This is a genomic window from Antarctobacter sp. (assembly GCF_034670325.1).
Lineage (GTDB): Bacteria > Pseudomonadota > Alphaproteobacteria > Rhodobacterales > Rhodobacteraceae > Antarctobacter.
The window spans coordinates 518681-538443 of sequence record NZ_JAXMNR010000001.1 but is presented as its reverse complement, the minus strand read 5'-3'; the positions used below and the strand labels follow the sequence as shown (position 1 = coordinate 538443).

14 protein-coding genes are annotated in these 19763 nt (G+C 62.9%); 4 read left to right on the top strand and 10 right to left on the bottom strand.

Features of this window, described 5'->3' with window-relative positions; all coding sequences use genetic code 11:
• Nucleotides 1-13: 13 nt before the first annotated feature.
• Nucleotides 14-991: a translocase gene (locus VOI21_RS02685; protein ID WP_323767430.1), complete on the bottom strand. Its 978-nt coding sequence runs from the start codon at nucleotides 989-991 to the stop codon at nucleotides 14-16.
• A gap of 171 nt (nucleotides 992-1162) precedes the next feature.
• Nucleotides 1163-3877, bottom strand: a complete 2715-nt coding sequence (gene secA / locus VOI21_RS02680) for a preprotein translocase subunit SecA (RefSeq protein WP_323767428.1) — start codon at nucleotides 3875-3877, stop codon at nucleotides 1163-1165.
• Between the two features lie 174 nt (nucleotides 3878-4051).
• Between secA and VOI21_RS02675 the strand changes: the two genes are divergently transcribed.
• From VOI21_RS02675 to VOI21_RS02660, 4 genes are all read left to right on the top strand, one after another.
• Nucleotides 4052-4912: a peptidylprolyl isomerase gene (locus VOI21_RS02675; protein WP_323767426.1), complete on the top strand. Its 861-nt coding sequence runs from the start codon at nucleotides 4052-4054 to the stop codon at nucleotides 4910-4912.
• Between the two features lie 4 nt (nucleotides 4913-4916).
• Nucleotides 4917-6134 carry a bifunctional glutamate N-acetyltransferase/amino-acid acetyltransferase ArgJ gene (gene argJ, locus VOI21_RS02670; protein ID WP_323767424.1) on the top strand — a complete coding sequence of 406 codons (1218 nt, stop codon included), beginning with the start codon at nucleotides 4917-4919 and terminating at the stop codon, nucleotides 6132-6134.
• Nucleotides 6135-6198: 64 nt separating this feature from the next.
• Nucleotides 6199-6597 carry a (deoxy)nucleoside triphosphate pyrophosphohydrolase gene (locus tag VOI21_RS02665; protein WP_323767422.1) on the top strand — a complete coding sequence of 133 codons (399 nt, stop codon included), beginning with the start codon at nucleotides 6199-6201 and terminating at the stop codon, nucleotides 6595-6597.
• Nucleotides 6598-6774: 177 nt separating this feature from the next.
• Nucleotides 6775-6897, top strand: coding sequence for a hypothetical protein (locus VOI21_RS02660; RefSeq protein ID WP_323767420.1), 123 nt, complete (start codon nucleotides 6775-6777; stop codon nucleotides 6895-6897).
• Between the two features lie 138 nt (nucleotides 6898-7035).
• On the opposite strand, the gene infB is transcribed toward VOI21_RS02660, so the two are convergent.
• From infB to glgA, 8 genes are all read right to left on the bottom strand, one after another.
• A complete protein-coding gene (gene infB, locus VOI21_RS02655) occupies nucleotides 7036-9528 on the bottom strand; it encodes a translation initiation factor IF-2 (protein WP_323767419.1) in 2493 nt (830 codons plus the stop codon).
• 9 nt (nucleotides 9529-9537) lie between these two features.
• Nucleotides 9538-10170 (bottom strand): RNA-binding protein, encoded by a 633-nt coding sequence (locus VOI21_RS02650; protein ID WP_323767417.1) that lies wholly within the window; start codon nucleotides 10168-10170, stop codon nucleotides 9538-9540.
• Nucleotides 10171-10177: 7 nt separating this feature from the next.
• Nucleotides 10178-11806 (bottom strand): transcription termination factor NusA, encoded by a 1629-nt coding sequence (gene nusA / locus VOI21_RS02645; protein ID WP_323767415.1) that lies wholly within the window; start codon nucleotides 11804-11806, stop codon nucleotides 10178-10180.
• A gap of 5 nt (nucleotides 11807-11811) precedes the next feature.
• Complete coding sequence (gene rimP / locus VOI21_RS02640; RefSeq protein WP_323767413.1) at nucleotides 11812-12390, bottom strand: ribosome maturation factor RimP; 579 nt, start codon at nucleotides 12388-12390, stop codon at nucleotides 11812-11814.
• Nucleotides 12391-12608: 218 nt separating this feature from the next.
• Nucleotides 12609-14246, bottom strand: a complete 1638-nt coding sequence (locus VOI21_RS02635; RefSeq protein WP_323767411.1) for an alpha-D-glucose phosphate-specific phosphoglucomutase — start codon at nucleotides 14244-14246, stop codon at nucleotides 12609-12611.
• A complete protein-coding gene (gene malQ, locus VOI21_RS02630) occupies nucleotides 14243-16228 on the bottom strand; it encodes a 4-alpha-glucanotransferase (RefSeq protein WP_323767409.1) in 1986 nt (661 codons plus the stop codon). Before malQ ends, VOI21_RS02635 begins: the two co-directional genes overlap by 4 nt.
• On the bottom strand, nucleotides 16225-18330 hold the full coding sequence (gene glgX / locus VOI21_RS02625) for a glycogen debranching protein GlgX (protein ID WP_323767407.1): 2106 nt from the start codon (nucleotides 18328-18330) through the stop codon (nucleotides 16225-16227). Before glgX ends, malQ begins: the two co-directional genes overlap by 4 nt.
• Complete coding sequence (gene glgA / locus VOI21_RS02620) at nucleotides 18327-19763, bottom strand: glycogen synthase GlgA (protein WP_323767405.1); 1437 nt, start codon at nucleotides 19761-19763, stop codon at nucleotides 18327-18329. Before glgA ends, glgX begins: the two co-directional genes overlap by 4 nt.

Here is a 19763-nt window from a genome sequence, read left to right as displayed (position 1 = left end):
CCGTCACCGCTTTTTATCTTGCAGCGATAGTCAGGTCTTCGACGAGGTTTTTCAACACCAGAAAGTCACCGACCGCGTCGCAGGCTGGCATATCCAGTGTCAGATCATGGGTGCGCAGGGGGCCGCCGCTGAGGATTTGCAGCGTCTGCGCCTCAACAGCCGCGCCGCAGTTCTTGGCCGTCACCTCGGCCTCGACCGAAAGCAGCACCTCGCCGCTGCGCCGTGCGGTTCCTGAGGGGAAAGAATAGACTTCGACGACAAGTGCCTCGGGGGCGTCCATCTGGCCGAGACGGGTCAGGAACCCGCCTTCGCCCTTTGCGGCGGCGGTCAGGTTGCCTGCGCTTGCGGCCCAGATGTGGCCTTGGGTGAAATACTCGGCCGAAAATTCGCGTGCGTGCAGTTGCAGACCCGCCTCGCCTTTCCACTGGACCGCCACGCGGTCGTAGAACGGCAGTGAACTGACCTCTGTTGTCGCCATCGCACCGTCGCCGCCCGCGAAAGAGGCGATAAAGATCGCCTGTTCGGCAAGCGCCGGAATGTCGATCGACAGCGTGCCGTCGGGTTGCATCACGTCGCTGAACATCATGCCTTGATGGTGCAGCGTCACCCGCTCGCTGGCGTGGCAGGGGGCAGACAGCGCCAGGTCGACCATGGCCCCTGCAATTGGTTCTGCGGTCATGGTGATGTCGCAGGCAAAGCCGGTTTCCTCCGGGGATTCGGGCAGTTGCGTCTCTGGCACATCGGTTTCAAAGGCGGCTTTGACCTCGACCGGCGCGTCGGGCAGGGGGTCTGCCATCGGCTGATCGGTCGGAAGCAGCGGGACCACCAAGGCCGAGGAGGTTGGCGTGATCGACGAAATCTCTAGCTGGACGTCCGCCGCCGGGCGCGCATTCGATTGCGGCAGGCCAAACCCGTACTGCATGACGTAGCCGGTCCCAAGCGCGCAGACCAGCGTCGCGCTTCCGAGAATGTAGCTGGTTAGCCGGGCCATGACGGACTCCTGTTGCGAAAAGCTTGGGTCGTAATCTGCACAGGAAACATGGCGCGCGTGGGGCGCATCCGGGGAGTCATTTGGGCCAATCCGCGGCGGGGATACGCAAAAAGCGACGCAGGCCACTGGGCTTGCGTCGCGCTATTCTGTACGCGGTTCATCGCGACGAGGTCAGCTGAGCCGACCGTGGCAATGCTTGAATTTCTTGCCGGACCCGCAGGGGCAAGAGTCGTTGCGACCGGGATTGCCCCAAGTTTCCGGATCGTTTTCGTCGAACCCTTCGGCGGCGACGCTCTCTGGGGCAACCGTCTCCCCCGCCGGAGCGGGAGCGGCGGCGGCCTGTTGCAAGTTGCGCTGCATTTCTTCCTGCTGACGGCGCATTTGCTCGACCATCGCCTTTTGTTCCTCTTCGGACATCGGGCGGACCCTGCTGAGCTGTTCGGTCACAGTCTCCCGCAGGCTGTCGAGCATGTTCTCGAACAGTTGGAAGGATTCGTTCTTGTATTCGTTCAGCGGATCACGCTGGGCGTAGCCGCGAAAGCCCACGACCGACCGCAGGTGTTCCAGCGTCAGCAGGTGGTCGCGCCACTTGCCGTCAATGGCCTGCAACAGCACCTGCTTTTCGATCTGGCGCATAGTGTTGGGGCCAAAGGCCTCGGTCTTTTCGTCCATCAACTTGTCGCTGGCCTCAGCAAGCCGTTCGCGCAGCACGTCCTGATCCACGCCATCCTCATCGGCCCAGCCGATGATCGGCAGGTCGAGGTCCAGCTTTTCCATCGCTGCGGCATAGAGCCCCGGCATGTCCCACTGGTCGGCATAGGCCTTGGGCGGCGCGTAGGCATCGACCAAATCGTCGATCACCTCATGGCGCATATCGGTGGTGATTTCGCTGACGTCCTTCGATTCCATGATCTCGCGGCGCTGGCTAAAGATCACCTTGCGCTGGTCGTTCATCACGTCGTCGAATTTCAACAGCTGTTTGCGGATGTCAAAGTTGCGGCCTTCGACCTTGGCCTGCGCGCGTTCCAGCGACTTGTTCACCCAAGGGTGGACGATGGCCTCTCCCTCTTTCATCCCAAGGCTGGACAGCACCTTTTCCAGCCGCTCAGAGCCGAAGATGCGCATAAGGTCGTCTTCGAGGCTGAGGAAGAAGGACGACCGACCGGGGTCCCCCTGACGGCCGGACCGGCCGCGCAACTGGTTGTCGATGCGGCGGCTTTCGTGGCGCTCGGTGGCCAGAACAAACAGGCCGCCAGCGTCCTTTACCGCCTGCTCGTCGCTCTTGTGCTGCTCTTCGATCTCCGAACGGATCTCATCGGGGTGGCGGTCGGGATTGGCGGTGATGGCCTCCATCACCTTGAACTCGACATTGCCGCCCAGTTTGATGTCGGTGCCGCGACCGGCCATGTTGGTGGCGATGGTCACCGCGCCCAACTTGCCCGCGTCAGCGATGATCTGCGCCTCCTGTTCGTGCTGGCGCGCGTTCAGGACGTTGTGCTTGAGCCCCGCCTGCGTGAGCATCTGGCTCAGCATCTCGGACTTTTCGATAGAGGTGGTGCCGACAAGAACCGGCTGGCCCTTTTCGTGTGCCTTGTGGATTTCAGTAACGATGGCGGCGTATTTCTCGGCGCCGGTGCGATAGACCGCGTCGTCGTCGTCGATCCGCGAAATCGGTACGTTTGTCGGCACTTCGACCACACCCAGGCCGTAGATCTCACCGAATTCCTCGGCCTCGGTGGCGGCGGTGCCGGTCATGCCCGACAGCCTGTCATACAGGCGGAAATAGTTCTGGAAGGTCACGCTGGCCAGCGTCACGTTTTCGGGCTGGATGTCACAGCCCTCTTTGGCTTCGATCGCCTGATGCAGACCGTCCGACAGGCGGCGGCCCGCCATCATGCGGCCGGTGAATTCGTCGATCAGCACAACCTCGCTGTCGCGGACGATGTAGTCCTTGTCCCGCGTGAACAGCTTGTGCGCCCGGATCGCCTGATTGACGTGATGGACGATGGTGGTGCTTTCCGGATCGTAGAGGCTCTGCCCCTCTTCCAGCAGGCCGCGGCCCTGCAACTGTTCTTCCAGAAATTCGTTGCCTTCATCGGTAAAGGACACGTTCCGGGTCTTTTCGTCGACGGTATAGTGCTCTTCGGTCAGGGACGGGATCAGCTTGTCGACGGCGACATACAGTTCCGACCGGTCCTGCGACGGGCCAGAGATGATCAGTGGTGTCCGCGCTTCGTCGATCAGGATCGAATCGACCTCGTCGACGACGGCGAAAAAGTGATCGCGCTGGAAAATCTGGTTCAGCTCGGACTTCATGTTGTCGCGCAGATAGTCAAAGCCCAGCTCATTGTTGGTGGCATAGGTGATGTCGCAGGCATAGGCCTGCTGCTTTTCATCATCGGGCTGGCGCGGGTAGATCACGCCTGTCGTCAGACCGAGCGCGCCGTAGACGTTGCTCATCCACTCGGCGTCACGCTTGGCGAGGTAGTCGTTCACCGTGACGATATGCACGCCTTTGCCGGTCAGCGCGTTCAGGTAGGCCGGGAAGGTCGCGACCAGTGTCTTGCCTTCGCCGGTCTTCATCTCGGCGATGTTGCCCTGATGCAGAAAGATGCCACCCATCAACTGCACGTCAAAGGCGCGCAGGCCCAAGGCGCGGCGGGCGCCCTCACGGCAGTTGGCAAAGGCCTCCGGCAGGAGATCATCCAGCCGCTCGCCTTTTTCGATCCGCTCTCTGAATTCTTGTGTCTTGGCGATCAGCCCGGCGTCGTCGAGCGCTGCGAACTCCGGCTCCAGCGCGTTGATCTTTTCCACCAGCGGGCGGACCGCTTTGATCTTACGGTCATTCGGGGAGCCGAATACCTTACGCGCGATTTTTCCGAGCATGGTCTGATGTACCTGTTTCCAGCGTCAAGTGCGGCATCTGCTTGCCCGCCTCGCACATGAGCCATATGACGGAACGAAAAGACCGGCCTCGCAGAGCCTTTCGGGCATGTAAGGGGACGGCCGAACAGTGTCAACGCCGCCCAGGGACGCGGCACCGATCAAGAGGAACTACCGATGTCGAAAACCCTCATGAAACTCTCCGCCGCAGCCCTTGCGCTGTGCGTCGCTTTTCCGGTGCAGGCCCAGGATACGCCCGCCGAAATCACCGTCGATACCGTGATCGCAACGGTCAACGGCACGGATATCACCTTTGGCCACATGCTGATGGCCCGCGCCTCATTGCCGGAACGGTTCAAGGGCGCGCCGACCACGGAACTGTGGGAAGGCCTGCTGGAACGTCTGATCCAGTACGAGGCGCTGTCGCAGTCCGACAAGGCCGAGGAAACTTACCGGGTCGCCCTGGCGCTGGACAACGAAAAGCGTGAGTTGATGGCCGCAGAGGCGATGCAGACCATCGCCGACGGTGCCGTCAGCGACGCCGCCATCGCCGAGGCCTACAAGGCCGGCTATGTCGATGCGGTGCAGGGCGTTGAATACAACGCGTCGCACATTCTGGTCGAGACCGAGGAAAAGGCCAAAGAACTGGTCGCAGAGCTGGAAGGCGGCGCCGATTTTGCCGAACTCGCCCGCGGGAACTCGACCGGCCCGACCGGCCCTAACGGCGGTTTGCTGGGCTGGTTCGGCAAGGGACGCATGGTTGCGGCCTTCGAAGAGGCTGTCGTCACGATGGAGCCGGGCGATCTGTCCGCCCCGGTGCAGACCCGCTTTGGCTGGCACGTTATCAAGCTGAACGAGACCCGCGCCGTTGACGCGCCGCCGCTCGAAGAGGTCCGCGCGCAGCTTGAACAGCAGATCAAGCAGGACGCCGTGCAGGCCTACATCAAGGAGCTGGTCGAGGGTGGCGAAGTGACGCGCCTCGACTACAAAGAGATCGACACCTCGATCCTCAACAACCTTGGCCTGTTGGCGGACTGACCAGATGCCCCCCCGGTCACCGCTTGCCCCCGCCGAATTTCCCGCGCTCCCGGTTATCGGGGGCGCACGGTTTGCCATTGCTGAGGCCGGTGTCCGCTACAAGGGCCGTCCGGATGTGATGCTGGCCCTGCTCGATCCGGGCAGCGTGGTGGCGGGGGTCTTTACCCGCTCCGCCACGCGGTCCGCCAACGTGCTGGATTGTCAGGCCAAAATCGGGACTGACAGCAGTGCCGGGGCGGCCATCATCGTCAATTCTGGCAACTCCAACGCCTTCACCGGTCGCGCCGGTGAAGGCTCTGTCGCGGCCATCTGCGAGGCTGTCGCCGAACAGACCGGCCTGCCCGCGACACGTGTGTTCACCTCCTCTACCGGGGTGATCGGCGAGCGCCTGCCGCACGACCGCATCACCGCCAAGCTTGAAGAACTGACCGGCAAGCTGGACGCCGCGACGCTGCCAGATGCGGCCCGCGCGATTATGACCACCGACACCTTCCCCAAGGCCGCCACGGCCCAAATCGAGGTGGACGGCAAGCCAGTCCAGATCGCCGGGATCGCCAAGGGGTCAGGCATGATCGCCCCGGATATGGCAACGATGCTGGTTTACATCTTCACCGACGCCAAAATCGCACGCGCCGATCTTCAGGCGCTGGTTTCGGAACTCAACGCCAAGACCTTCAACAACATCACCGTGGACAGCGACACCTCGACCTCTGACACGCTGCTGATGGCCGCGACGGGGGCCTCTGGCGTTGACGTGGCCTGGAACGCCGAGTTCACACAGGCGCTGTACGGCGTCATGCTGGACCTTGCGCACCAAGTGGTCCGCGATGGCGAGGGGGCGACGAAATTCGTCACCGTCCACGTCACCGGTGCCGCGTCAGAAGACGACGCACGCACCCACGCGCTGTCGATCGCCAATTCACCGCTGGTCAAGACCGCGCTGGCCGGTGAGGACCCGAACTGGGGCCGCATCGTCATGGCGGTTGGCAAATCCGGTGCCGCCGCTGACCGCGACACGCTGTCGATCAGCTTTGGCGAGCTATTGGTGGCGGAAAAGGGCTGGGTCGCGGAAAGCTATCGTGAAGAGGACGGGGCCGCCTATTTCAAACGCCCCGAGATCGAAATCCTCGTCGATATCGGTTTGGGGCAGGGGCAGGCCACCGTCTGGACCTGCGACCTGACCCACGGCTACATCCAGATCAACGCCGACTACCGGTCCTGACAGGGGCCAAGGCAGGGACGATTTTTCGTCGAAAAATCGTCCCTTGCCCCCCGGGAGCACATCCATGAAGATCATTCTCGTTTCTGCCGTGGCCCTCATCGACGCGGATGGCCGGGTCCTTTTGGCGCAACGCCCCGAGGGTAAGAGCATGGCGGGCCTCTGGGAGTTTCCCGGCGGCAAGGTCGAACCGGGAGAGACCCCGGAGGCCGCGCTGATCCGGGAGTTGCACGAGGAACTGGGGATCGAGACGTGGTCCAGTTGTCTTGCGCCGCTGACCTTTGCCTCTCACGCCTATGACGAGTTCCACCTGCTGATGCCGCTCTTTGCCTGTCGCAAATGGGGCGGCATCGTGCAATCGAACGAAGGGCAGGCGCTCAAATGGGTGCGCAAGCAGGAACTGCGCGACCACCCGATGCCGCCGGCCGATATTCCGTTGATCCCGATTCTGAGGGATTGGCTGTAGGCAATAGGCTCGCATCACGATACCCCGAAAATTCGCGGCCAAACTGCCGGATGCCAAAAATTAGAGCGGCGTTTCACGAAGTGTGATTGAATTTTGGTCAAAAGACAGGCGGGGAATCGTGGAATTGTTTCCAATACCGAATTAAGCTGTACGAAATTGAGACATTCAGGGGGAAAAATGCTCAAGACCATCGTAATCGGCAGCTGTGTTTCCGTTCAGGGACTGCTGGAAAAGACCTTTCCGGACGGTCGCGTTTCGGTCCGTGTCGGCAACGACGTGTTTGTCGGCAAACCGGCCTGACCAGGCGCCGCTGAACTCTGGGCAACCCTTTTTGCGGGTTCCAGTGTTCGCACGCACTCTCAGTGGTCCCGTAAAGATCCACAGAAAAAGGCCGGTGCATCGCACCGGCCTTTCTCTTGTTCAGTCTTTAGCGAGGGATCAAGAGAGCGACCGCTCGATCTCTTGCCGCTCAAAGATTTCGATGACGTCGTCGGGACGAATGTCGTCGTAATTCTCAAAGGCCATACCGCATTCCTGACCGGACTGCACCTCGGCCACCTCGTCCTTGAAGCGTTTGAGCGTCTTCAGCGTGCCTTCGTGGATCACCACGTCGTCGCGCAGCAGGCGCACACCGGCGGACCGGCGGGCGATGCCCTCGGTGACAAGACAGCCAGCAACCTTGCCGACGTTCGACACCTTGAAGACTTCCTTGATCTTCGCGTAACCGATAAAGTTCTCGCGGATTTCGTTCGACAGCAGGCCAGAGGCCGCCGCTTTCACATCGTCCACAAGATCGTAGATCACCGAATAGTAACGGATCTCCACGCCTTTCTGGTTGGCGCTGTTCCGTGCCGGCGCGTTGGCTCGCACGTTGAAGCCGATGACAGGGCAACCCGAGGCTTCGGCCAGGCCAACGTCGGTCTCGGTGATGGCGCCCACACCGTAGTGGATCACCCGCACGCGGACCTCGTCGTTGCCGATCTTTTCCATCGCTTGAACGATGGCCTCGGCAGAACCCTGCACGTCCGCCTTGACGACAATCGGCAGCTCGGAGACGTTTTCGTCTTCCTTGGCCTTTTGCATCAACTGGTCCAGCGTGGTTGCAGCACCGGCCGCGGCCCGCTTTTCCTTGGCCAGATTCGCACGGTATTCCGCGATTTCACGCGCCTGCGCCTCTGTTGCGACAACGTTCAGAACGTCGCCCGCCTCGGGGGTGCCGTTGAGGCCAAGAACCTCGACCGGAACCGACGGACCGGCCTCTTTGACACGGTCGCCCTTGTCGTTGATCAGCGCGCGGACCTTGCCGAACTGCTCACCGACGACAAAGATGTCACCCTGCTTCAGCGTGCCGTTCTGCACCAGAACCGTTGCGACAGGGCCGCGACCCACGTCCAGCTGCGCCTCGATCACGGCGCCTTCGGCGGCGCGGTCGGGGTTTGCCTTCAGTTCAAGGATCTCGGCCTGAAGCGCGATGGCCTCCAGCAGTTCATCAAGGCCCTGACCGGTGACGGCAGAGACTTCGACATCCTGCACGTCGCCCGAGAGTTCCTCTACGATCACCTCGTGTTGCAGCAGATCGGTGCGGACCTTGGTGGGGTTCGCACTGGGCTTGTCCACCTTGTTGATCGCAACGATCATCGGCACCTTGGCCGCCTTGGCGTGGTTGATCGCTTCGATGGTCTGCGGCATCACAGCGTCATCCGCCGCAACCACCAGAACCACGATGTCCGTCACCTGAGCACCACGAGAGCGCATCGAGGTAAAGGCCGCGTGGCCCGGCGTATCGAGGAAAGACAGCACCGCGCCGTTGTCGGTTGTCACCTGATAGGCACCGATATGCTGGGTGATGCCACCGGCCTCGCCCGCGGTCACCTTGGCATTGCGGATCGCATCCAGCAGCGAGGTTTTGCCGTGGTCGACGTGGCCCATGATCGTGATGACCGGCGGGCGACCAACGAGATCTTCGGGCTTGTCCTCGACCTCTTTGATCACGTCCTCGACGTCCGCATCCGACACACGGGTCACGCGGTGACCGAATTCCTCGATCACCAGTTCCGCCGTATCTGCATCAATCGACTGGTTCTGCGTCGCCATGATCCCCGCGTTCATCAGGGATTTCACAACGTCACCCACGCGTTCGGCCATACGGTTGGCCAGTTCGGCCACCGTGATCGCCTCGGGCAGTTTGACCTCGCGGACAACCTTTTCACGCTGCTGAACGCCGCCCATGGCTTTTTGCCGGGCGCGCTCTTGCTTGCGCTTCATCGCTGCCATCGACTTTTGCCGACCGCCTTCGCCGCCGGTCAGCGCCTGATTCAGGGTCAGCTTGCCAGAGCGGCGGGCACCATCGTCACGACCGCGACCACGGTTGCGGTTCTGATCGTCACGTTCCGGGGCGCGGCGCGGGGCCTCACCCTTTGAGGGCTTCGCACGTGCGGAATCATCTGCCTTGGGCGCAGGTGCCGCGGCTGCCACGGCGGCCGCCTTGGCGGCATCCTCGGCTTCGCGTTTGGCAAGCTCCTCGGCTTCGGCCTTGGCCTTGGCGCGCTCTTCGGCCTCGCGCTGTTCGCGCTCTTTGAGTTCCTTTTCGGCGCGCATACGATCGCGCTCTTCGGCACGTTCCTTTTCCTGCGCTTCGCGCTTGGCGGCTTCTTCGGATTCGCGTGCCTTTGCCGCTTGCAGCGCCTTCAGGCGACGCTCCATCTCGGCATCAGAGATGCCCGCCGGACGTTTGCCGCCCGACCCGCCAACCGAACCGCCCTTACCGCCGCCCGCAGCGCCACCGGCGCCGGGTTTGGGCACGACCACCCGCTTGCGCTTGGTCTCCACCACGACGTTCTTTGTGCGCCCGTGGCTGAAGCTCTGCTTCACGCTGCCCGAACGGGCCCCGCCACGCACACCCAATGTCTTTTTACCGTCGTTATCGCTCATGAAGTTTCTTCATCCTTTCCGGTGGCCCCTGCCACCGCGATCCGCGTCTGACACGACGCGTACACCCTTCAAGCGTTGGGCTTCCTCTACAATACGCGGCACCAGACCGCCAGAGCCAAGCGCGGCGTGTATCACAGTTTGTCGGCCAAAGGCCATGCCCAGTTCATCTGCCGTCAGCCATCCGATGTAGTTGCCACCGTATGGCGTCGACAGTTTCGACTTTCCGCGGCCAGATCCGTCTTCAGCCTGGATCAGGACCCGGGCCTCTTCGGATTGCAGCCAAGACTTGACCTTCTCATAGCCCGAGACGGCCTCGCCCGATTTCCGCGCCAGAGAAATCAGGTCCACAACCCGTTTCACCAGCATTTGCTCGATCAGATCGGCCAACCCGTCCGGGGCTTTCACGGGCTGTTTCATGGCCCGGCTGAACAGCCCCTTTGCAACGGCCTTTTCAATAGCCGCGCGGTTGGCGGCTACATATAGGCCGCGTCCTGGCAATTTACCAGCCAGATCCGGCACCATGCGACCGTCAGGACCCAGCACAAAGCGGATCAGCCCATCCTTGGGCTGAACTTCGCCCGAAACGATGCACTTTCGTTCCGGTCCGTCCGAATGATCCTTGGCCTGTCCGCCCCGCGTCATGCTGGTGTCACGCCTCCTGCTCGTCGTCGTCGGTCAGGTCTTCGCCCGCCTCTGCGTCGGCCTCTTCGGCTTCCAACTCGGTCGGATCGACCCAGCCCAGCAGAACGCGTGCGGTCATCACCATGGTCTGCGCCTCTTCGAGGTCGACCTCGAATTTCTCCAGCAGGCCGTCGTCCTTGACGCGCTTGCCGCCTTCGGTGGTCCAGCCGCCGGCCAGTTCCCAGTCCGCGCAGGTGGCGAAGTCCTCAAGCGTCTTGATGCCGTCCTCGGCCAGCGCCTCCAGCATCTGCGGCGTCAGACCTTCGAAGTTCACAAGGCTGTCGTCCACACCCAGTTCGCGCGCGTGCTCCAGCGCCTTGCGCGCCAGTTCTTCAAGGTTCTCGCGGGCCCGGGTCTGCAATTCTTCGGCGGTGCCTTCGTCAACACCGTCGATCACCAGCAGTTCGTCCAACTCGACGTAGGCCACCTCTTCGAGGTTGGTAAAGCCTTCGGATACCAGCAATTGAGCAAAGAATTCGTCGACATCCAGCGCGTCCATGAACAGCTTGGTGCGCAGTTCGAACTCGGCCTGACGGCGCTTTGATTCTTCTTCTTCGGTCATGATGTCGATGTCCAGCCCGGTCAGCTGTGACGCCAGACGCACGTTCTGACCGCGACGGCCGATGGCCAGCGACAGTTGCTCATCGGGAACGACAACCTCGATCCGCTCGGCGTCCTCGTCCAGAACAACCTTGGACACTTCGGCCGGTTGCAGCGCGTTCACCAGGAAGGTCGGCATGTCCTCGTTCCACGGGATGATGTCGATCTTTTCGCCCTGCAACTCGTTCACCACGGCCTGCACACGGCTGCCGCGCATACCCACGCAGGCACCAACCGGGTCGATGCCGCTGTCGTAAGAGACAACGCCGATCTTGGCGCGCGAGCCGGGGTCGCGGGCGACGGCTTTGATCTCGATGATGCCGTCGTAGATTTCCGGCACTTCCATCTTGAACAGTTCGGCCATGAACTGGGGGTCGGTGCGCGACAAGAAGATCTGCGGGCCACGGGCCTCGCGGCGCACGTCCTTGATGTAGCAGCGGATGCGGTCGCCGGGGCGATACGATTCGCGGCCGATCTTTTCGTTGCGTCGCAGGATCGCCTCGCCACGGCCCACGTCGACGATGACGTTGCCGTATTCCTCACGCTTGACGACACCGTTGATGATGGTGCCTGCGCGGTCCTGAAATTCCTCGAACTGGCGGTCACGCTCTGCTTCGCGGACCTTTTGCAGAATCACCTGCTTGGCCGACTGCGCTGCGATTCGGCCCAGTTCCACCGGCGGAACCTCTTCGGAATAGACATCGCCGATCTGCGGGTCGGCCATGTACTGCTTGGCCTGCTCGACGGTCAGTTCGGCCTGATAGTTCTCAAGCTCTTCTTCCTCGACGACGGTGCGAACGCGGGTAAAGGTCGCCTTGCCGGTGCGGCGGTCGATGCTGACACGAATGTCCATCTCCGCGCCGTAGCGGGATTTCGCCGCGCGGGCGAGGCTCTCTTCCATCGCTTCGACGACCAGACCGGGGTCGATCATCTTCTCGCGCGCCACCGCCTCGGCGGTTTGCAGGAGTTCCAGCTGGTTTGCAGAGGTGATTGCCATTGGTCTTAGTCCTCCTCGCGAGACGCATCGGCCTCGGTCTCGATTTCATCGAATTTCTGTTCGTCCAGCGCGGCCGCGTTCTTGCGCGCCTTCAGCATCTCACGGATCAACTCATCGGTCAGGACCAGTTTGGCGTCGGTGAGCCAGTCGAATTCCAGCCCGACGGTGCCTTCGTCCAGATTGACCAGAACCTCATTGCCCTCGACCCCGGCCAGCACGCCGCGAAAGCGTTTGCGCCCGTCGATCATCTCGGTGGTTTCCAGCTTGGCCTCGTAGCCTTCGTAGGTGTCGAAATCCTTCAGGCGGGTCAGCGGACGGTCGATGCCGGGGCTGGACACTTCCAGCGTGTAAGCGTCAAGGATCGGATCCTCGACATCCATCACCGCGCTGACGGCGGTCGAAATCTCGCCGCATTCATCGACCTCGATCCCGCCCTCGGGACGCTCGGCCATGATCTGCAACGTGGGCGTCTGTCCGCCCATCAGGCGGATGCGCACCAGCTCGAATCCCATGTCCTCGATCACCGGTTGGACGATCTCGGCCAGTCGGCGATCCATGCCGGTCTTGGCGATCAGCTCGTTCATTGGTCTCTTGCCTTTCGGGCACAAAAAAACGGGCCAGCGGCCCGTTGTCGAAAGCACGATGGGCGCCAGGGTCAGACCCTAACGCGCCGCTGTTAAGGGGCGTATAGGCGAGCATGGGACCGGACGCAAGCGGATTCGCGACACCACGTCCATGCACAAACCGTATGCATGGTTTGTGCATGGTCTGTGCATGCGGTGTGCATGCCGATTTCGGCCTGTCAGGTCATGACATCGGGCGAGGCACGCCCGGTCCGTTCGGACAAACCTGTCAGCGCGTTCACAGCCTTGGCCAAATCGACCAAGGCGGCCTGAGTCTCGCCCTCCAGATCACCGTCCGCGGGCTCATAGCGTTCCAGATAAACCCGGACCGTTGCGCCCTCGGTCCCGGTGCCGGACAGGCGCATCACCGCGCGGCTGTCATCGGCAAACAGCAGGCGCAGACCCTGATTGTTGCTGACCGATCCATCCACCGGATCAGTGTAGGAAAACTGGTCGGCGGCGGCGATGGTCTTGGGCGGATTGCCCACCTGTGTTCCGGGCAGATCGCCCAGACGCGCGTTCATATCCGCCATCATGGCCTCTGCGGCGGCGGCATCGACGGCCTCGTAGTCGTGCCGCGAATAGTAATCGCGGCCGTAGGTCCGCCAATGGTCCTTCAGGATGTCTTTTACGGAAACCTTGCGCTCTGCCAATATGTTAAGCCACAGGATCACGGCCCAAAGCCCGTCTTTCTCGCGCACGTGGTCGCTGCCTGTCCCGGCGCTTTCCTCACCGCACAGCGTCGCCTTGCCCGCATCCAGCAGGTTGCCAAAGAACTTCCATCCCGTCGGAGTCTCAAAGCTGGCGATGCCCAGCTTTTCTGCCACACGGTCCGCTGCGCGGCTGGTCGGCATCGACCGCGCCACGCCCGCCAGACCGCGTTTGTAGCCGGGGGCCAGATGCGCGTTCGCCGCCAGCACCGCAAGACTGTCCGAGGGGGTCACGTAAACGCCTTTGCCCAGAATCATGTTGCGGTCGCCGTCCCCGTCAGAGGCGGCCGCAAAGTCCGGTCCATCCTCGGACATCACCAGATCGACCAGCGGTTTCGCCCAGATTGGGTTCGGGTCCGGATGCCCCTTGCCAAAGTCCACCGACGGCGTGCCGTTCATCACCGTCCCTTCGGGCGCGCCCAGCATCCCTTCGAGGATCGCCTTGGCATAAGGGCCAGTGACCGCGTGCATCGCGTCGAACCGTAGGGTAAAGCCGCCTGCGATCAGGTCGGAAATCGCCTTGAAATCAAACAGTTCCTGCATGAGCGCGGCATAGTCTGTCACCGGGTCGACGATCTCGACCGTCATGCTGCCCAGCGCCACCTCACCCAGTGCCGACAGGTCCAGATCGGCACTGTCCAAAGTGGTGTATTCCGACACCGACTGCGTTTGCTCAAACATCGCCGCCGTCACGCTCTCAGGTGCGGGGCCACCGTTGGAGATGTTGTATTTCAGCCCGAAATCCGCGTCGATCCCGCCCGGATTGTGGCTGGCCGACAGGATCAATCCGCCATCCGCCTTGCGCTGGCGGATCAGGTTCGATGCAGCAGGTGTGGACAGCAACCCGTTCTGACCAACGATACAGCGCGCAGCCCCCTGCGCCGCCGCCATGCGCAGAATGGTCTGGATCGCTTCGGCGTTGAAGAATCGCCCGTCGCCGCCAACCACAAATGTCTTTCCGGCGACTCCGCCAATGGCGTTGAAGGTCGACTGCACAAAGGCCTCAAGATAACCTTCCTGCATGAAAACACGGGTCTTTTTGCGCAGGCCAGAAGTGCCGGGCTTTTGCCCTTCGAAGGGCGTCAGGGGGCGCGTGATGGGCGTCATTGGGTCGGTCCTTTCTGATCGGCGCTGCGGTCTGCGGGCATGAAAGCGCGGATGCGGTCTTGGGGCAACGCCTCTGACAGGCGTTCGACGGTGACGGGCAGGCGGCGGCGCCAATTGGGATGCTGGTCTATCGTCCCGGGCAGGTTCTGCGCCTCAAGCCCGCCCAGAAGGTCGTCCAGTTGCAGCGCCACCAGCGCCGAAGGGGCCGTGCAAAGCTGCGCCTGCACAGATTCGGCGATCTTCTCGGGCGTGGCCAAGGGCGGCAGGGTGCACATTGTGCGCAATCCCTGTCGCTGGCGCGCGCGCAGGTCGTGCCGCGCGCGGGTTTCTCCGCCCGACAGCCAGCCCATGCGCTGCCACCACGCGATGTCCTGACCGTACCAGAACCCCTTGAGCGTCGGCGTATCATGGGTGCCAAAACAGGCCAGCGCAAAGGGCCGCAGATCGCGCGGCGGGCAAAGCTGTCCGTCGCCGGGTGTCTCATATTGCCAGACCGCGTAGCTGAGCAGCCCTGCGCCGTTCAGCCTTTCGCGGAACCCGTCGGGCACAAGGCCCAGATCCTCACCCACAACCACACAGCGCGCCTGCGTCGCCTCGATCGCAATGACGGCCAGCAGGCTGTCAAAGGGCTGTGAGACATAGCCGCCGGGGCTGCCATCGTCGGGAATCCAAAAGCTGCGCAGCAGGCCAAGGGCGTGATCCACCCGCAGGATACCCGCCTTGGCCATCAGCTTGCGCAGCATGGCGCGCAAGGGACGGTATTGCGCAGCCCGCAACCGTGCAGGCGCGTGCGCGGCCAGGTTCCATGACTGGCCTTCGGGGTTCAGGTGATCGGGCGGCGCGCCGATGGTGACGCCTTGGGCGATGGTATCGCGGTGCATCCAGACCTCGGCCCCGCCGGGGCGCGCGCCCACGGCAAGATCAAGGTAGAGGCCAAAGTCCATCCCGGCACCCAAGGCCGCAGCCTGTGCGGCGTCAATCTGGGTCTCCGCCCGCCATTGTAGCCACTGGTGAAAGCCCACATCGCTGGATGCGGCCCGCGCCGCCTCTGCGCCGGGTCTTTGCAATGCCTTGGGCCACTTTCGGAAATCCTCGCCGTGGAGGGCACTTAGCGCCTCATATTGCGCGAAGGTATCCAGTACCGGACCACCTTGGGCGCGGTACACTTGAAAAGCCTTGCGTTCCGGTGCAGGCGCGGCGTCGAACCCGGCGTATTCGGCGCGCAGCGCGCTGCGCTGTCGGCGTCGAAATGTCGGGTAATCGACAAGATCGCCCTTGGGCGTCGGACCCAGCCCGGCGCGGGGCGCGATGTGATCGGTGCTGAAAAAGCCCCGGTGCGTAGGCGAATATGGGCTGATCATCTCATCGGCGGCCCAGCCGAGCGCGTGGATCGGGTTCAGGCCAAAAAACTGCGCGCCGCTTTTGGCCAGCGCGCGCAGGGCTGCGGGCAGATCGGCATAGCTGCCCAAGCCGCCGTTGTGTCCAGACCGCAAGCCGTACAGTGTCCCGCAAACGCCCCAGCCTTTGGCGCGCCCGGTCACATCCGGAACGGTCGGCGCATGGTGCGGTGCCGACAGCACCAGCGATTCGGTCCGGCGGTCCGGCGTGGCGGCGTGCAATGTGAAATACCCGACTGGCAGCGGTTCCATGTCGATGGTTTGCTCTGCGCGGCCTGCCATCACCTCGGCGCCGGTTTCATCCAAAACCAGCCAGTCGCAGGGCGCGGTGACCGGCAGGGTCACGCGAGTGCCAGCCTTCGCGATGATTTCCGCGGGCAGTTGCGTCTCATCCCGATGCGCGCGGGTCTCTGCCAGCGCCTCTGTCACGGCGGCGGGGGTCGTTGCGTCGACCCCCATCCCCCCCAGCAGCGCCCGCAGCGTTTCGGGCGAAGCGCCATGTTCCGTCCCCTGCAGATCGTGAAATCCCAGGTGAACTCCGTAGGCCTGTGCCAACTGGCGCAGATCGTCATGGGGGGCGGTCATGTCGTGCTCTCCGGAAAGCGGACAAAGCCCGCGACACTGAACGCGGCGACCGTCACGGTCGCCTCGGTGATCTCAGTCGGGGTCTGCTCTATTGTCGAGGTGTCGATCTCGCGTCGCCACGTGCCGGCCTCTGGCGTGGGCAGTTCAAGCGACTGGGCCGTGCCCTCGCGGTTGAAGGCCAGCAAGACCTCTTCGGCATCGGCGCAGCCCGCGGGGCTTTCGGCGCAGCCGCGCAGCAGTAGGCACAGGCTGGACAGGCCCGGGTCGCGCCAGTTCAGCGCGCTGCCGTCAAAGGCGCGCCACTCGACATCGGGCTTGCCGTCCTTGCGTTCGACCCCGTGCAGGAACCGCGTCTGGCGCAGCGCGCCATGCGCTTTGCGAAACCGCGACAGGGCAGCCGTGAACTCAATCAACTCCTCGTCCATCGTGTCCCAGTCGAGCCAGCTGATCTCATTGTCCTGACAATAGGCATTGTTATTGCCGCCCTGACTGTTGCCGCCTTCGTCCCCGGCAAGGATCATCGGCGTTCCCTGCGACAGCAGAACGGTTGCCAGCATGTTGCGCCGACGCTGGTGGCGCGCAGAGAGGATGTCGGGGTCGTCCGTCTCTCCCTCGGTGCCGAAGTTGTCGGAATGATTGGCGTGATGGCCGTCGCGGTTGCCCTCGCCGTTGGCCTCATTGTGGCGCAATGCGTAGGAGGTGACATCGGCCAGCGTGAAACCGTCATGCGCGGCGGCAAAGTTGACAGAGGACCACGCGCGCCGTCCCCGGGTGTCGAACAGGTCGGCGGTGCCCAGCAGGGCCGACCCAAGGTCCTGCGCCGCATGGCCGTCCCCGCGCCAGAACCGGCGCAGCGTATCTCGAAACCGGTCGTTCCATTCGGCGAATTCCGGCGGAAACTGTCCAAGGCGATAACCGCCGGGGCCAAGGTCCCAAGGTTCGGCAATCAGCTTGACCTGACTCAGCACCGGGTCCTGCCGTAGCGCATCCATGAACCCGCCATGCCGGTCAAAGCCATGCTTTTCGCGCCCAATCGTGGTGGCAAGGTCAAAGCGGAACCCATCGACGCCCATGCATTCGACCCAGAACCGCAGACTGTCCAGAACCATCCGCAGCACAAAAGGATGCTGCACGTTCAGCGTGTTGCCAGTGCCGGTGTCATTGACGTAGAACCGGGGCTGCCCTTCGACCAGTCGGTAGTAGGACGCATTGTCGAGCCCGCGAAAGCAGAAGGTCGGGCCAAGGTGGTCGCCCTCGGCGGAGTGGTTATAGACCACGTCAAGGATCACCTCGATCCCGGCGGCGTGAAACCGTTCGACCATGGCGCGGAACCCGGCCACGCCTGTGGGGCCAAGGTAGCGCGGTTCCGGGGCGAAAAAGGCAGCGGTGTTGTATCCCCAGTGGTTGACCAGCCCGCGCGCGGTCAGCGCATTCTCTGAGCGGATCGCCTGAACCGGCAGCAATTCCACCGAGGTGACACCCAGCCGCGACAGGTGGTCGAGCATTGGCTGCGAGGCCAGTCCTTCGTAAGTGCCGCGGATGTCTTTGGGCACATCGGGGTGTCGGATCGTGCTGCCCTTGACGTGGGTCTCATAGATCAGCGTGCCGTCCCAGCCGCGCTGCAACCCCTTGGCGTCCGGGGGAAAGTCGGCGGGATCCCAGACCACGGCCTTGGGGACATGCGGCGCGCTGTCGGAGGTGCTGAGCGACAGATCGGCCTCACTGGTGCCGACCGAATAGCCGAAGGTCGCGGGATGGGTGGTGAATTTGCCGTGCAGGATTCGCGCATAGGGATCCAGCAACAGCTTGTTGGGGTTGAACCGGTGGCCACGCTCGGGCGCGAAGGGGCCGTGAACCCGGTAGCCATACAGGGTGCCGGGACGCAGGCCGGGCACGTATCCGTGCCAGACCTCGCCGCTGCGTTCCGGCAGTGTCAGGCGCTGGATTTCCTCGGTCCCGTCATCGGAAAACAGACACAGTTCGACCCGATGCGCATGATCGGAAAACAGGGCGAAATTTGTACCTTCGCCGTCAAAGACCGCGCCCAGAGGGGTTGGCCGTCCTGACAGGATTTCATGAGGACCGGGGGCCTTCGAGGTCATGCAATCAGCGTCTCGTACATCTGGACATATTGGCGGGCGGAATCTTCCCAACCCACCTGTTGGCGCATCGCGGACACCTGCATTTTGCGCCACAGTGCGCGGTCCCCGTAGGCATCAAAGACCCGTCCAAGAACCGCTTCGATCCCGGCGACCGACACGTCGTCGAAAACGAACCCTGTGGCAACTCCGGCAGAAAGAGCCGCGTGGTTGGCATCCACGACCGTATCGGCCAATCCGCCCGTCCGCGCAACCACCGGCAAGGTGCCGTAGCGCAAACCGTAGAGCTGGGTGAGCCCGCAAGGTTCAAACCGCGACGGAATCAGGATGGCGTCTGACCCCGCCTGAATCAGGTGCGAAAACGCTTCGTCATAGCCGATGTGCACACCGACCTTGCCCGGAAACCGCTTGGCGGCCTGTTGGAATGCTTGTTCCAGTATCGGATCGCCCGACCCCAGCAATGCCAGTTGTCCGCCTCCTTCGACCAGCTTGGGCAGAACTCCTGCCAGCGCATCCAGCCCTTTTTGCAGGGTCAGCCGGCTGACAACGCAGAACAGCGGGCCGTCGTGATCTGGGTCAAGGCTCAGGCGCTTCGCGACCTCAGCACGGTTCTTGGCCTTGCCGTCCAGCGTTTTCGGGCCGTAGGGCGCAGCCAACGCCGGGTCCGTCATCGGGTTCCAGATGTCCACATCGATCCCGTTCAGAATACCCGATACATCGCCTGCGCGATTGTTGAGCACACCTTCCAGCCCCATGCCGAACTTGGGCGTCAGGATCTCTTGCGCATAGGTCGGGCTGACCGTCGAGATGCGGTCGGCATAGACCAACGCTGCTTTCAGAAAGCTGACATCGCCGTAATATTCCAACCCATTGGGATGGAACCAGTCGCTGCTCAGTTGCAGATCGCCCATGACATGCGGGCCGAACCGGCCCTGAAAGGCAATGTTGTGGATCGTGATGACCGACGCGGGCGGCCTGCGTCCGTCCTGTTTGAGATAGACAGGGGTCAGACCGGCCTGCCAGTCGTGCGCATGCACAACGTCCGGCACCCAGCCTGACAACCCGTCAAAGCTGATCCGGGCAGCGGCCTGCGACAAGGCGGCAAACCGGGCGTGATTGTCCGGCCAGTCCTTGCCGTCGGGCCCCGTGTAGGGCGCGCCGGGTCGGTCGAACAACTGCGGTGCGTCCAGCAACAACATGGTCACGCCCTCTGCCTTGACCTCGACCAGCCGTCCGGGACCGCCCGGAAGATCGCCAAAGCTGGCCACCTCTTTGCCCTGCGCCAGCAGCGGAAACAGGTCCGGGTAGGCGGGCAGGACGGTCTTGACCTCCACCCCCAGCGCCGCCAGTGCGCCCGGCAGAGCGCCCGCAACATCTGCAAGCCCGCCCGTCTTGATGAAAGGCGCGCACTCCGAGGTGACCATCAGCACCTTCAT

What these genes read in the sequence shown, in the direction of transcription:
- VOI21_RS02685 (WP_323767430.1), bottom strand. Translation starts at nt 991, where the DNA reads ATGGCCCGGCTAACCAGCTACATTCTCGGAAGCGCGACGCTGGTCTGC.
- secA (WP_323767428.1), bottom strand. Translation starts at nt 3,877, where the DNA reads ATGCTCGGAAAAATCGCGCGTAAGGTATTCGGCTCCCCGAATGACCGT.
- VOI21_RS02675 (WP_323767426.1), top strand. Translation starts at nt 4,052, where the DNA reads ATGTCGAAAACCCTCATGAAACTCTCCGCCGCAGCCCTTGCGCTGTGC.
- argJ (WP_323767424.1), top strand. Translation starts at nt 4,917, where the DNA reads ATGCCCCCCCGGTCACCGCTTGCCCCCGCCGAATTTCCCGCGCTCCCG.
- VOI21_RS02665 (WP_323767422.1), top strand. Translation starts at nt 6,199, where the DNA reads ATGAAGATCATTCTCGTTTCTGCCGTGGCCCTCATCGACGCGGATGGC.
- VOI21_RS02660 (WP_323767420.1), top strand. Translation starts at nt 6,775, where the DNA reads ATGCTCAAGACCATCGTAATCGGCAGCTGTGTTTCCGTTCAGGGACTG.
- infB (WP_323767419.1), bottom strand. Translation starts at nt 9,528, where the DNA reads ATGAGCGATAACGACGGTAAAAAGACATTGGGTGTGCGTGGCGGGGCC.
- VOI21_RS02650 (WP_323767417.1), bottom strand. Translation starts at nt 10,170, where the DNA reads ATGACGCGGGGCGGACAGGCCAAGGATCATTCGGACGGACCGGAACGA.
- nusA (WP_323767415.1), bottom strand. Translation starts at nt 11,806, where the DNA reads ATGGCAATCACCTCTGCAAACCAGCTGGAACTCCTGCAAACCGCCGAG.
- rimP (WP_323767413.1), bottom strand. Translation starts at nt 12,390, where the DNA reads ATGAACGAGCTGATCGCCAAGACCGGCATGGATCGCCGACTGGCCGAG.
- VOI21_RS02635 (WP_323767411.1), bottom strand. Translation starts at nt 14,246, where the DNA reads ATGACGCCCATCACGCGCCCCCTGACGCCCTTCGAAGGGCAAAAGCCC.
- malQ (WP_323767409.1), bottom strand. Translation starts at nt 16,228, where the DNA reads ATGACCGCCCCCCATGACGATCTGCGCCAGTTGGCACAGGCCTACGGA.
- glgX (WP_323767407.1), bottom strand. Translation starts at nt 18,330, where the DNA reads ATGACCTCGAAGGCCCCCGGTCCTCATGAAATCCTGTCAGGACGGCCA.
- glgA (WP_323767405.1), bottom strand. Translation starts at nt 19,763, where the DNA reads ATGAAGGTGCTGATGGTCACCTCGGAGTGCGCGCCTTTCATCAAGACG.